At 68.2% G+C, this 12,824-nt stretch carries 12 protein-coding genes; 4 read left to right on the top strand and 8 right to left on the bottom strand.

Annotation, left to right across the window (positions count from 1 at the left end; all coding sequences use genetic code 11):
• Window positions 1-170 precede the first annotated feature (170 nt).
• The 3 genes from dnaG to BRX43_RS01110 are packed head-to-tail and all read left to right on the top strand — an operon-like array spanning window position 171 to window position 4,851.
• On the top strand, window positions 171-2,066 hold the full coding sequence (dnaG, locus tag BRX43_RS01120; RefSeq protein ID WP_125992967.1) for a DNA primase: 1,896 nt from the start codon (window positions 171-173) through the stop codon (window positions 2,064-2,066).
• Complete coding sequence (rpoD, locus tag BRX43_RS01115; RefSeq protein ID WP_125992966.1) at window positions 2,066-4,093, top strand: RNA polymerase sigma factor RpoD; 2,028 nt, start codon at window positions 2,066-2,068, stop codon at window positions 4,091-4,093. Before dnaG ends, rpoD begins: the two co-directional genes overlap by 1 nt.
• An 11-nt stretch (window positions 4,094-4,104) precedes the next feature.
• A complete protein-coding gene (locus tag BRX43_RS01110) occupies window positions 4,105-4,851 on the top strand; it encodes a glycosyltransferase family 25 protein (RefSeq protein WP_125992965.1) in 747 nt (248 codons plus the stop codon).
• Here the strand turns inward: BRX43_RS01110 and BRX43_RS01105 are convergent.
• From BRX43_RS01105 to trmD, 3 genes are all read right to left on the bottom strand, one after another.
• Window positions 4,848-6,176 carry a DUF418 domain-containing protein gene (locus tag BRX43_RS01105; RefSeq protein ID WP_241214697.1) on the bottom strand — a complete coding sequence of 443 codons (1,329 nt, stop codon included), beginning with the start codon at window positions 6,174-6,176 and terminating at the stop codon, window positions 4,848-4,850. The genes BRX43_RS01110 and BRX43_RS01105 overlap by 4 nt on opposite strands.
• Before the next feature lie 98 nt (window positions 6,177-6,274).
• Complete coding sequence (gene rplS, locus BRX43_RS01100; protein WP_125992964.1) at window positions 6,275-6,667, bottom strand: 50S ribosomal protein L19; 393 nt, start codon at window positions 6,665-6,667, stop codon at window positions 6,275-6,277.
• A gap of 10 nt (window positions 6,668-6,677) precedes the next feature.
• Window positions 6,678-7,406 carry a tRNA (guanosine(37)-N1)-methyltransferase TrmD gene (gene trmD / locus BRX43_RS01095; RefSeq protein ID WP_125993022.1) on the bottom strand — a complete coding sequence of 243 codons (729 nt, stop codon included), beginning with the start codon at window positions 7,404-7,406 and terminating at the stop codon, window positions 6,678-6,680.
• Here trmD and BRX43_RS01090 point away from each other — a divergent pair.
• Window positions 7,402-8,349 (top strand): NAD(P)/FAD-dependent oxidoreductase, encoded by a 948-nt coding sequence (locus tag BRX43_RS01090; protein WP_164523490.1) that lies wholly within the window; start codon window positions 7,402-7,404, stop codon window positions 8,347-8,349. The genes trmD and BRX43_RS01090 overlap by 5 nt on opposite strands.
• 4 nt (window positions 8,350-8,353) lie before the next feature.
• Here BRX43_RS01090 and BRX43_RS01085 read toward each other — a convergent pair whose 3' ends face one another.
• From BRX43_RS01085 to ffh, 5 genes are all read right to left on the bottom strand, one after another.
• Window positions 8,354-9,772, bottom strand: coding sequence for an amino acid permease (locus tag BRX43_RS01085; protein ID WP_125992962.1), 1,419 nt, complete (start codon window positions 9,770-9,772; stop codon window positions 8,354-8,356).
• An 8-nt stretch (window positions 9,773-9,780) separates the two neighbouring features.
• Window positions 9,781-10,287 (bottom strand): ribosome maturation factor RimM, encoded by a 507-nt coding sequence (gene rimM, locus BRX43_RS01080; protein ID WP_125992961.1) that lies wholly within the window; start codon window positions 10,285-10,287, stop codon window positions 9,781-9,783.
• A complete protein-coding gene (locus BRX43_RS20135; protein ID WP_164523489.1) occupies window positions 10,268-10,435 on the bottom strand; it encodes a hypothetical protein in 168 nt (55 codons plus the stop codon). Before BRX43_RS20135 ends, rimM begins: the two co-directional genes overlap by 20 nt.
• Before the next feature lie 266 nt (window positions 10,436-10,701).
• A complete protein-coding gene (gene rpsP, locus BRX43_RS01075) occupies window positions 10,702-11,091 on the bottom strand; it encodes a 30S ribosomal protein S16 (RefSeq protein WP_125992960.1) in 390 nt (129 codons plus the stop codon).
• Between the two features lie 50 nt (window positions 11,092-11,141).
• Window positions 11,142-12,662: a signal recognition particle protein gene (gene ffh / locus BRX43_RS01070; protein ID WP_125992959.1), complete on the bottom strand. Its 1,521-nt coding sequence runs from the start codon at window positions 12,660-12,662 to the stop codon at window positions 11,142-11,144.
• Between the last annotated feature and the right edge of the window lie 162 nt (window positions 12,663-12,824).

Raw genomic sequence — 12,824 nt, 5'->3', positions numbered from 1 at the left:
AGGCCGGGGCCCAGTTGGGGGACGATCATGACGAAGGGTAGCGCGCCGTTACATCCGCCTTCCCGACTGGGACCCGTCCTTCGCCGGGGAACAGCAAATGGGCAACAAGAATGACCCAGCCCCGGATTGCGCTCCCCCGCTTTTCCCTTCATAACGCGGTACAATAGGCAATGAGTCTTTCGCCCGCCTTCCTCGACGAGTTGCGCGCCCGCACCTCGTTGTCGGCGCTGATCGGCAAGACGACCAAGTTGCAGAAGGCCGGCCGCGAGATGCGTGGCTGCTGTCCCTTCCACAATGAGAAGACCCCCAGCTTCTACGTCAACGACGACAAGGGCTTCTACCATTGTTTCGGCTGTTCCGCGCATGGCGACGCGATCCGCTGGATGACCGACCAGCGCGGCCTCCCCTTCATCGACGCGGTCAAGGAGCTGGCGCAGGCGGCGGGGCTGGAGATGCCGGCGATGGACCGCCAGTCCGCCGCCAAGGCCGAACGCGCCAAGGGCCTGCATGAGGCGATGGAGGAAGCGGCGAACTGGTTCGTCGAGCAGCTCCACGGCCTGGGCGGCGTCGACGCGCGCAAGCTGCTGGAGCGGCGCGGCATCACGGCGGAGACGGCGCGCCGGTTCGGCATGGGCTACGCACCCGACAGCCGGGGCAAGCTGAAGGCCGCGCTCAAGGAGTTCGGCGAGCCGATGCTGGTCGAGACGGGCATGCTGATCCAGGTCGAGGGCAAGGAGCCCTATGACCGGTTCCGCGGCCGGCTGATGATCCCGATCCGCGACCAGCGCGGCCGGGTGATCGCGTTCGGCGGTCGCATCCTCGACCAGGGCGAGCCCAAATATCTGAACAGCCCGGACACGCCGCTGTTCGACAAGGGGCGCACGCTCTACAATCTCGATCGCGCCGCCCCCGCCGCGCGCAAGGCCAATCGGCTGCTGGTGGTCGAGGGCTATATGGATGTGATCGCGCTGGCCCAGGCGGGGATCGCGGAGGCGGTCGCGCCGCTCGGCACCGCACTGACCGAGCATCAGCTGGAGCGGCTGTGGCGGATGGTCGAGGTGCCGGTGCTGTGCTTCGACGGCGACGCGGCGGGGCAGAAGGCGGCGATCCGCGCCGCGCACCGCGCGCTGCCGCTGCTCCAGCCGGGGCGCAGCCTGCGCTTCGTGACGCTGCCCGAGGGGCAGGACCCCGACGATCTGGTCAAGGCCAAGGGCGCGGGCGCGATGGAGGCGTTGCTCCGCGACGCGCAGCCGCTGGTCGACCGGCTGTGGCAGAACGAGGTCGCGGCCGAGCCGCTCGACACGCCCGAGCAGCGCGCCGGCCTCAAGCGGCGGCTGAACGAGCTGGCCGGCACCATCGCCGATCCGGGCGTGAAGCACGAATATCTCGCCGAATTCCGCCGCCGCGCGGACGAGCAGATGCGCCCGCAACGCGCGCCCTTTCAGCCGTTCAAGCGCGGCAAACAGCCCTGGCGGCCGCCCGTCCCCGTGACCGAGGACGCCAAGAAGGTGCGCGCGACCGGCATTGACCGGGTGCTGGCCAAGGCGGTGCTCGCCGGGCTGATCCGCCATCCCGCCGAGATCGCGCGCCATGTCGAGGTGCTGGGCAGCCTGAAGCTGGCGGACGGCGCGCTCGGCCGGTTGTTCGAGGCGGTGGTCGACGTCGCGCTGGAGGATACGCACCGCGCGCCGCCCCGGCCGGGCACGCAAGAGGCGGCGGCGCTTGATAGCGCGCGCCTCGTCACCATATTGGCACGGTCCGGGTTCGAAGGGATCGCAAGCGATCTTCTCCGGGCCGACACGATGCCCTATACGTTCACGCAGAAATCGGGGGATGAGGAACGCGCTCGCGCCGACCTCGACGAAGCGATCGCGATCCTGATCGCGCGGCCGGAAGTGGATGCCCAGCTGGCGGAGGCGACCTCCGCGATGATGGCCCGCTTCACCGATGAAGCGTTCGAACGCCAGGTATCGCTGGTGAAAGAGAAACAGGCGTTGGATGCTCGGCTTGCAAATCTGGTGCAGGCGAACGAAGACGCCCGATCGTTGGGACCCGAGGGTAATTGATGGCGAAGGCGAATATGGCGGCGGATACCGAAGCACCCGAGACGGGCGACGCGCCGCTGATCGATCTCAACGAGGCGTCGGTCAAGAAGCTGATCGCGCGCGCCAAGAAGCGCGGCTACATCACCTATGACCAGCTCAACGAGGCGCTGCCGCAGGACCAGATGTCCTCCGACCAGCTCGAGGACATCATGTCCGCGCTCAACGAGATGGGCGTGAACATCGTCGAGAATGACGAGCAGGGCGAGGACGGCGAGATCGAGGAGCGCGCCGACGACAGCGACGAGGCCGAGCCCTCGGACGACGGCAGCCAGGATGCCCCCGCCGTCGAGAAGAAGAAGGAGACGGTCGATCGCACCGACGATCCCGTCCGCATGTATCTTCGCGAGATGGGCGCGGTCGAGCTGCTCAGCCGCGAGGGCGAGATCGCCATCGCCAAGCGGATCGAGGCCGGCCGGGACACGATGATCCTGGGTCTGTGCGAATCGCCCATCACCTTCAACGCCATCATCGACTGGTCGACCGCCCTGAACGAGGGCACGATGCAGCTGCGCGAGATTCTGGACCTCGACGCGATGCTGTCCAAGGGACCGTCGGCCGAGCAGGTCGAGGGCGCCGAGGAGGAAGGCGACGAGATCAGCGAGAAGACCGCCGGCACCTCGTTCAAGGAAGAAGACGAGCCGGAGGAAGCGTCGTCGGACGATGACGACGACATGACCGAGCGCCGCACGCCGCGCCCGTCGGACGATGAGGAGGAGGACAATACCCTCAGCCTCGCGCAGATGGAGGAGCAGCTCAAGCCGCAGGCGCTGGAGCGGTTCGCCAACATCACCGCGCTCTACAAGAAGTTCGCCAAGCTCCAGCAGAGCCGTCTGGAGGCGATGGCGGCGGGTGGCGAGATCTCGACCGCCGACGAGCGCAAATACCAGAAGCTGCGCGAGGAACTGACCGCCGAGGTCGAGAGCGTCCAGTTCCACAACGCCAAGATCGAATATCTGGTCGACCAGCTCTATGCCTATAACCGCCGGCTGACGACGTTGGGCGGGCAGATGCTGCGCCTGGCCGAGCGGCACAAGGTCAACCGCAAGGACTTCCTGGATCGCTATGTCGGCCATGAGATGGACGACACCTGGCTCCAGGTGCAGGGCAAGGCCGACAAGAAATGGTCCGCCTTCGTCACCAACGAAGCCGAGTCGATCGAGCGCATCCGCACCGAGGTGAGCGAGATCTCGCAGCAGACCGGCATGGCGCTGGTCGAGTTCCGCCGCATCGTCAACATGGTGCAGAAGGGCGAACGCGAGGCGCGCATCGCCAAGAAGGAGATGGTCGAGGCGAACCTGCGCCTGGTGATCTCCATCGCCAAGAAATACACCAATCGCGGCCTGCAGTTCCTGGACCTGATCCAGGAGGGCAATATCGGCCTGATGAAGGCGGTGGATAAGTTCGAATATCGCCGCGGCTACAAGTTCTCGACCTATGCGACCTGGTGGATCCGCCAGGCGATCACCCGCTCGATCGCCGATCAGGCCCGCACGATCCGTATCCCGGTCCATATGATCGAGACGATCAACAAGCTGGTCCGCACCAGCCGCCAGTTCCTGCACGAGCAGGGCCGCGAGCCGACCCCGGAGGAGATGGCGGAACGCCTCTCCATGCCGCTGGAGAAGGTGCGCAAGGTGATGAAGATCGCCAAGGAGCCGATCAGCCTCGAAACGCCGATCGGCGACGAGGAGGATTCGCATCTCGGCGACTTCATCGAGGACAAGAATGCGATCATCCCGGTCGATGCGGCGATCCAGGCGAATCTAAAGGAAACGGTCACCCGCGTCCTCGCGAGCCTAACCCCGCGCGAGGAACGCGTGCTGCGGATGCGCTTCGGCATCGGCATGAACACCGACCATACGCTGGAGGAGGTCGGTCAGCAGTTCAGCGTGACCCGCGAGCGTATCCGCCAGATCGAGGCGAAGGCGCTGCGCAAGCTGAAGCACCCCAGCCGGTCGCGCAAGATGCGCAGCTTCCTCGACCAATAAGGAGCGCGACCATGGGAAAGACGCCCTCGACCGCCGCCGGCGCGGCCTTTGCGGGCGCCTTTCCCCGGGTACGGGTCATCAACCTCGCGCAGCGCGCCGACCGGCGGCGCGAGATGGAGGCCGAGTTCGCCAAGCTTGGCCTGGCCTTTTGCGACGGCATCCGCCTGCACGTCGCGACCCGCTGCGACGACGCGGCAGGCTTTCCGACCATCGGTACGCGCGGGTGCTTCCTCAGCCATCTCGGCGTGCTGGAAGCGGCGCTGGCCGATGATGCCGAATCGGTGTTGATCGTCGAGGACGATCTCAGTTTCTCCCCGTCCGAGATCGCGCGGATGGCCGACAGCCTGGCGGCCTTGAAGACGCGAGCCTGGTCGATCTTCTATGGCGGCATCTTGCGATATGGCGATCGGGAGCAGCCGACCGGTGTCGCCTCCCCCCTGTTCGTCGCCGATCCGGCCACGGGGATCATGGGCGGCCATTTCCTGGCGATGCGCCGTGACGCGATCGCGGCGGCGGTCCCCTATCTCCAGGCGATCCTGACCCGGCCGCCCGGCAGCCCGGAGGGCGGCCCGATGCATGTCGATGGCGCCTATGGCTGGCTGCGCGCCGCGCGGCCCGATCTGGTGACGCTGGTGGCCAATCCGGGCCTGGGCCATCAACGGGCCTCGCGTACCGACATCCACCAGCTTCGCTGGAAGGACCGGGTGCCGGTCGTGCGGGACGTGGTGCAATGGCTGCGCCAAGCGCGTCGCGCTTAGTTCCGGAATCGCAGACGCCGCCCCTCGACCAGGGATCGCCACGCCCATTCGACGGGTGCGATCCGATAGTGCCGCACCCAGATGTTCGCCGCGACCAGTAGCACCGCATCCACCGCCAGCGCCGTCAGCATCATCGCCACCCAGTCCTGACGGCCATAGAGACCCAGCGCGAAGGGCGGGTAGAGCAGCCATAGGCAGATCAGCGTCTGCGCCACGTAGAGCGTCAGAGCGGTGCGCCCCGCCGCCGCGAACGGCCTCAGCAACCGCCGCCCCAGGCTCGTGCCCAGCACCAGCAGCACCAGCCCGACATGACCCATGGTGACCGCCAGCCGCCCGACCTCATAGGTCGCCCAGCCCATGGTCGGCGCGCCGTCGAAGCGCAACGTCGCCGCCGCATTCATCACCCGGAGGCTGATCCCCAGGCCATAGCCCGCAACCGCCAGCGCGGCGTAGAGCCGGGACGAGCGCTCGCCCTGCAACACGCCCCAGCGATAGAGCGCTGCACCGATCAGCATCGTCGACAGCGCCTCCCAGACCGAGTCCAGTTCGCCATCGCGCAGCAGCACGATACCCGTCGACCAGGCGGATCGAACCCAATCGGTAAAGCCGCTGCTCCGCATCCGATCCTCAAGCGCGATCCGACCCTCGTCCCGCGCCTTGCGCCGGGCCAGTTCCGCCAGACGATCGCGCTCCGTCACCAACCCGGCCCGCTCCACGCTGGTGAGCGGTTGCCCGGCGGCCCGGTGCATCGCCACGCTCGCCATGACCGCCTGCTGCTGGCGCGCCGCCTGATAGCTCGCCACCCCGCCGGCGAAATCGAACACCGTCATCACCAGCCCCAGCGCCAGCAGCGCCTGGGGCGACCGCGTGCGGAAGAACAGGCCGAGCAGCGCCGCCACCGCGTAGGTGTGGAGGATATCCCCCGGCCAGAGCAGCACGAACATATGGACGAGGCCGAAGGCGAACAGCACCACCTGCCGCCAGGCATAGCGGCCGATCATCGCCACCTCGCCCGCCCGGGCCGCGATCCGGTCGGTCAGGATCACCATCCCCGCGCCGAACAGGAGTTCGAGCAGACAGCGGGCCGTCCCCTCGGCGAACAGTTCGCGCAGCCACCACACCCATTGGTCCGCCGGCGACCAGCCATAATGGCGCGGGTCGGTCCATCCCGCCCAGATCGAACCGGCCATTTCCGGCATGTTCATGAACAGGATGCCGAGGATCGCGAGCCCACGCAGGATGTCGAGCGCGGCGATGCGCGGCGCGCCATCCGGTTCGGAGGCCGCGGGGGCGGTGGGATCGGACGGGGCGATCGGATCGGTCACCCTGCCCGCCTATCAGGCCGTCCGCCCCGCACAAGACAAAGCGGCGGCCATCCCTGGGGACGACCGCCGCTTCGATTACGCATACTGATGGAGAAGACTTATTCGGCGGCGGCGCTGCCCTTGGCCGGACGCGTGTCGCGACGCTCGGCGATACGCGCCGACTTGCCGGTGCGGCCGCGCAGGTAATAGAGCTTCGCGCGACGCACGGCGCCCTTGCGGACGACCTCGATCGAATCGATGTTCGGCGAATAGAGCGGGAAAACGCGCTCGACACCCTCGCCGAACGAGATCTTGCGGACCGTGAAGGACGATCCCATGCCCTTGTTCGAGCGCGCGATGCACACGCCCTCATAGGCCTGGACGCGGGTACGCTCGCCTTCGACCACCTTCACGCCGACCTTCAGCGTATCGCCGGGACGGAATTCGGGGATCGCGCGCTGCGCGGTGAGCTTCTGGATCTGCTCGGCTTCGAGCTGCTGGATCAGGTTCATCGTACGTCTCTCATTCGTCGCCGCGCGCCAGAGGGCGGTGGACCCGAGCGTCCTTGTGACGCTCCCAAAGGTCCGGCCGCCTTAGCCGTGTATCGGTCTCGGCCATGGACGTGCGCCAGGCCGCGATCCGCGCATGATCCCCCGATCGCAGCACTTCGGGGATCGTGCGCCCCTCCCATTCAGCCGGGCGGGTATAGTGGGGATATTCGAGGAGGCCGCTTTCGAAGCTTTCCTCATCCCCACTGGAAGCCGCGCCCATTACCCCCGGAAGCAGCCGAACGCAAGCATCCAGCAGCACCAGCGCTCCCATCTCGCCGCCCGACAGGATGTAATCGCCGATCGAGACCTCCTCGATCGCGCGCGCCTCGAACAGCCGCTGGTCGAATCCCTCGAACCGGCCGCAGAGCAGGGTCGCGCCCGGCCCCGCCGCCAGCGCCCGCACCCGCGCCTGGGTCAGCGGGCTCCCACGCGGCGTCAGTGCCAGCACCGGCAGGTCGGGCGCGGCGGCGGCGGCCTGGTCGACCGCGCGCGCCACCACATCGGCGCGCAGCACCATGCCGGCGCCGCCGCCCGCCGGCGTATCGTCGACCGAGCGGTGCTTGTCGGTGGCGAAATCGCGCATCTGGATGGCATCGCAGCGCCATCGTCCCTCCCGCAGGGCACGCCCCGCGATCGAATGGCCAAGGGGTCCCGGGAACATCTCCGGGTAGAGGGTGATTACCTGCGCGATGAACATGATCCGCCCCCTTCCCCCGCTCGCGCAGGCCGCGCAAGAGGTGGACGACTGCATCATCGTCGGTGCAGGCCCCGCCGGCCTCACGGCGGCCATCTATCTGGCGCGTTTCTGGCTGAAGATCCGCCTGTTCGACTCGGGCGACAGCCGCGCGCGCTGGATCCCGCGCACCAACAATCATGCCGGCTATCCGGACGGCATTCCCGGCCCCGAGCTGCTCGCATTGATGCAGGCCCAGGCGGAACGCTTCGGCGCGGTGCGCGAGGAAGCGACCGTCACCGCGATCCGGCCGGACGGCGATGGCTTCATCGTCCAGGTCGGCGATCGCGGCGCGCGGGCGCGATCGGTGCTGCTGGCGACCGGCGTGGTCAACAACCATCCCGACATGGATGTTGACCTGCATTCGCGCGCGCTCCAGGCCGGGCTGCTGCGCTATTGCCCGATCTGCGACGGCTATGAGGTCACTGACAAGCGAGTCGGCGTAATCGGGCGGGGCAGCCATGGCACGCGCGAGGCGATCTTCCTGCGCGGCTATACGCGCGACGTCACGCTCATCAGCCCGGATGCGGAAAGCGGCCTCGACCCCGAATGCATCGCCGCGCTCGACGATGCGGGCATCCAGCGGGTCGACGGCCCCTGTGGCGGCTTCGCAATCGAGGGCGAGCGGTTCGCGATGGACACCGCCAGGGGACGCATGGCGTTCGACAGCGTCTATCCGGCGATGGGATCGGTGATCCGCTCCCGCCTGGCGGTCGAGGCCGGCGCCAGGGCCAGCGACGAAGGCTGTCTGGAGGTGGACGACCACCAGCGCACCTCGATCCCCGGCCTGTTCGCGGCCGGCGACGTGGTGAAGGGGCTGGACCAGATCAGCCATGCCATGGGCGAGGCCGGCGTCGCCGCCACCACCATCCGCAACATGCTGAGCGCGCAGCGCCCGTTGCGTCGCTGACAGGCTATTCCGCGAGCGCCGACCGCCGGATCGAATAGCCGAAATAGATCATGCAGGCCGCGCCGATCCACAGGCCGAACAGCAGGAAGGTGTCGACCGGCAGCCCGACGATCAGATAGAGGCACGCCACCACGCTCAGGATCGGCAGCACCGGATAGAGCGGCACCCGATAGCCGCGCGGCAGGTCCGGCCGCCGACGCCGCAACAGGATGACGCCGATCGACACGGCGGCGAAGGCGATCAGCGTGCCCATGCTGGTCAGGTTGACCAGCACGTCGAGCGGCACCACCGCGGCGAGCAGCGCGACGCCGGTCGCCACCACCCAGCTATTGCGGCGCGGCACCTGCGTCACCGGGTCGACCTGGCGAAAGAAGGCGGGGAGCAGTCCGTCGCGGCTCATCGCATAGAGGATGCGCGTCTGGCCGTAGAGCACGACCAGCGTCACGCTGAAGATCGAGGCGACCGCGCCCAGCGACAGCAGCACCGCCGGCCAGCCCTGGCCGGTCAGGTCGCGCAGGATCACCGCCAGGCCCGCCTCCTGCCCCGCGAACGAGGTCCAGGGTTGCGCGCCCAGCGCCGCGACCGCCACCAAAATATAGGCGGCGGTGACGATCAGCAGCGACAGGATGATGGCCAGCGGCAGGTTGCGGCGCGGATTGCGCACCTCCTCCCCCGCCGTCGATACCGCGTCGATGCCGATATAGGAGAAGAAGATCGACGAGGCCGCCGAGCCGACCCCCGCCCATCCCCTGGGGGCGAAGGGATGGAAGTGGCTGACGGAAAAATGCGCCAGCGCGATGCCGACGAACAGCGCCAGCACCGCCAGCTTGGCGACGACCAGCACGGCATTCGCGGTGGCCGATTCGCGCGCGCCGCGCAGGAGCACGATCAGGCACAGGCCGACCAGCAGCACCGCCGGCAGGTTGACGATCCCGCCCGCCCCCGGCGGCCGGGCGAGCGCATCGGGCATCCGCCAGCCGATCGTCAGCCCGAACAGCTCGTTGAGATACTGGCCCCAGCCGACCGCGATGGCGGAGGCCGACACGCCATATTCCAGCAGCAGGCACGCTCCGATCAGGAAGGCCGCCAGCTCGCCCAGCGTCGCATAGGCATAGGAATAGGACGACCCCGCCGCCGGCACGGTCGAGGCCAGCTCGGCATAGCAGAGCGCGGTCAGGGCGGCGGTGATGCCGGCCAGCACGAAGGAAACGGTGACCGCCGGCCCCGCCTCCGGCACCGCCGTGGTCAGCGCCACGAAAATGCCGGTGCCGATCGTCGCGCCGACGCCCAGCATGGTCAGCTGGAACAGGCCGAAACTGCGCGCCAGCGACCGTTCATCCTCTCCCTCCCCTTCGGGACGGGTATAGTAGTCGGCGACCGGCTTGCAGCGGATCAGCCGCAGCCACAGCGAGGATGGCGGCATCGGCCCGCTCAGGCGGCGAAGTCGGGTTCGATCACCATCCGCTCGGGCGACCATTCGGGCACCGCTTCGGGGCGCATCGGCACCATGAAGCGCTTGCCGGTCGGCCGCTCGACCTCGATCACGTCGCCCGCGCCGAAATTGTCCACGGCGACGACGGTGCCGAGCGGCTCGCCGGTCGGGGTGACGGCGGGCAAGCCGATCAGGTCGGCATGATAATATTCGCCCTCCGCCAGCGGCGGCAGCTCGGACCGGGGCACGGTCAGCGTAGTGCCGCGCATCGCCTCGGCGGCGTTGCGGTCGCGGATTTCGGCAAAGCGCGCGATCGCGCCATTGTTGCCGGGGCGCAGGCTGGTCAGCGTCAGCGCACCGTCGTTGAAACGGGTAAAGGGCGACAGATCGTCGGCGAACACCTTCAGCCGCACCTCGCCCGCCACGCCGTGCGCGCCGATGATGGCAGCCAACGTGACGGGGCCGGATTCGACCGGCGGGGCGGGATCAGCCTTGGGGGGAACCATCGGTCTCCGGGGCGGCGCTATCGTCGCCCTCGGCCGGAGCCTGGGCCGACTGGCCGTCATTGCTGGCGTCGCTGAGCGGCGCACGCTTGGGGGTCGCATCCTCGCCGTCTTCCGGCGCGGTGCGGGGATCGGGGTCCTGTTCGGTCATGCATCGTCTCCACGGGTTGCAGAGGGGAAACGCATGACGGCCCGTTACGCTGCCACAGGACGATCAGCGGACGGGGCAAGGGCTGCGAGCGCCGCCCGTTCCGCTCCGCCCCGGCATAGCCAGGTCCGGTGGCGGAACAGGCATGAAGGCCAGGCCGCCCCCAACCGCATCCCCGCCGAGGCAGGGAGGCTCGGAAATGGCGATAGGCCAGCGCCAGACCACAAGGCGACGGGACGACCCGAAGGCCGCCCCCGTCACCCGACCGATTACTCGGCGGCTGCGGTCTCGCCGGTCGACTCGGCGGCGGCTTCCTGCGCGGCCTTCAGCTTCTCGGCGCGCTCCTCGGCGCGCTCGGTCGCCTTCTCGCCCGGCTTCGCCTTGTTCGGGTTGTTGCGCGCGGCGCGCTCGCGGACGCCGGCCTGGTCCAGGAAACGGGCGACGCGGTCGGTCGGCTGCGCGCCATTGGCGAGCCAGTGCTTGGCGCGCTCGGCGTCGAGCACGATGCGCTGCTCATTGTCCTTGGCGAGCAGCGGGTTGTAGTTGCCGATCTTCTCAATGAACTTGCCGTCGCGCGGGCTGCGCGCATCGGCCACGACGATGCGGTAGTAGGGACGCTTCTTGGAGCCGCCACGCGACAGACGAATGCTGAGTGCCATTTTAATCTAGTCCTTGCTTCACGTTTTTGGGGATATCGGCCGGAGCCGGATCACTTCTTCTTCAACAAACCTTCGAAACCGGGCGGCAGCTTGGGCATGTCGCCGCTGCCGAGCGCATCCAGGCCGGGCAGCGTCTTGCCGCCTGCCGCCTTCTGCATCAGGTCGCCCATGCCGGGCCCGCCGATCGCATTGCCCAGGCCGCCCAGGCCACCGCCCAGACCGCCCTTGCCGAGCATCGCCATCATCCCCTTGATGCCGCCCATCTTCTTGAGCTTCTTCATCGCAGTGGACATTTCCTGATGCATCTTCAGGAGCTTGTTCACGTCCTGCACGGTCGTGCCGGAGCCCTTGGCGATGCGGATCTTGCGCTTGGCGTTGATCAACTCCGGCTTGGACCGCTCCTTGGGGGTCATCGAGCCGATCATCGCATCCATGTGGATCAGGATCTTGTCGCCACCCGCCTGCTGGAGCGCGCCCTGCGCCTTCTTCATGCCGGGCATCATGCCCGCCAGCGCGCCCAGGCCACCCATGCGGCGCATCTGCGCCAACTGGCCGCGCAGGTCGTTCATGTCGAACTGACCCTTGGCCATCTTCATGGCCATGCGCTCGGCATCTTCCTGCTGGATCGACTCCGCCGCGCGCTCGACCAGCGAGACGACGTCGCCCATCCCCAGGATGCGCCCGGCCACCCGCTCGGGGTGGAAAGCCTCCAGCGCGTCCATCTTCTCGCCGGTGCCGGCGAACTTGATCGGCTTGCCGGTGACCGCGCGCATCGACAGCGCCGCGCCGCCGCGCGCATCGCCGTCCATGCGGGTCAGCACCACGCCGGTCAGCGGCACCTGCTCGGAGAAGCTGGAGGCGACGTTGACCGCGTCCTGGCCGGTCAGCGCATCGACCACCAGCAGGATTTCCTGCGGCTTCGCGATGTCGGCGACCGCCTTCATCTCGTCCATCAGCGCCTGGTCGACGTGCAGGCGACCGGCGGTGTCGAGCATCAGCACGTCGAAGCCCTGGAGCTTCGCCGCCTGCATCGCGCGCCGCGCGATCTCGACTGGCTGCTGGCCGGCGATGATCGGCAGAGTCGTCACCTCGACCTGGGTGCCGAGCGTCGCGAGCTGTTCCTGCGCCGCGGGACGCGCGACGTCGAGCGACGCCATCAGCACCTTCTTGCGGTCGCGATTCGCCAGCGTGCCCTGCGACAGGCGCTTGGCGATCTTGGCGGTGGTCGTCGTCTTGCCCGAGCCCTGCAGGCCGACCATCATCACCACCGCCGGCGGCGTGACGTCGAGCAGCAGGGTCGATTCGTCCGCACCCAACATCTCGACCAGCGCGTCGTTGACGATCTTGATGACCTGCTGGCCCGGCGTGACCGAACGCAGCACGTTCTGGCCGATCGCCTGCTCGGTCGCCTTGTCGACGAACTGGCGGGCGACGGGCAGCGCCACGTCCGCCTCCAGCAACGCCACGCGCACTTCGCGCATCGCGGTGCGGACATCCGCCTCGGTCAGCGCGCCACGCCCACGCAGACGGTCGAAGACACCGCCAAGCCGGTCGCTCAGACTCTCGAACATGGGGACAACAACCTCTACTCGGGCCAAACGCAAAAGCGCCGGCGGGCGAAACCTCGCCGGCCAGCGTGCATGCCGCGACAATGGCGGTCATGCGTGTCATCAGCGTCCGACAACGGAACGATTGCGCGGCCTTAGGGGAAAGCCCCGCGCTTGGCAAGCGCG

It is taken from the genome of Sphingomonas sp. S-NIH.Pt15_0812 (assembly GCF_003951315.1).
GTDB lineage: Bacteria > Pseudomonadota > Alphaproteobacteria > Sphingomonadales > Sphingomonadaceae > Sphingomonas.
The sequence above is the reverse complement of the archived record's forward strand: the minus strand, read 5'-3'. Positions and strand labels throughout refer to the sequence as shown.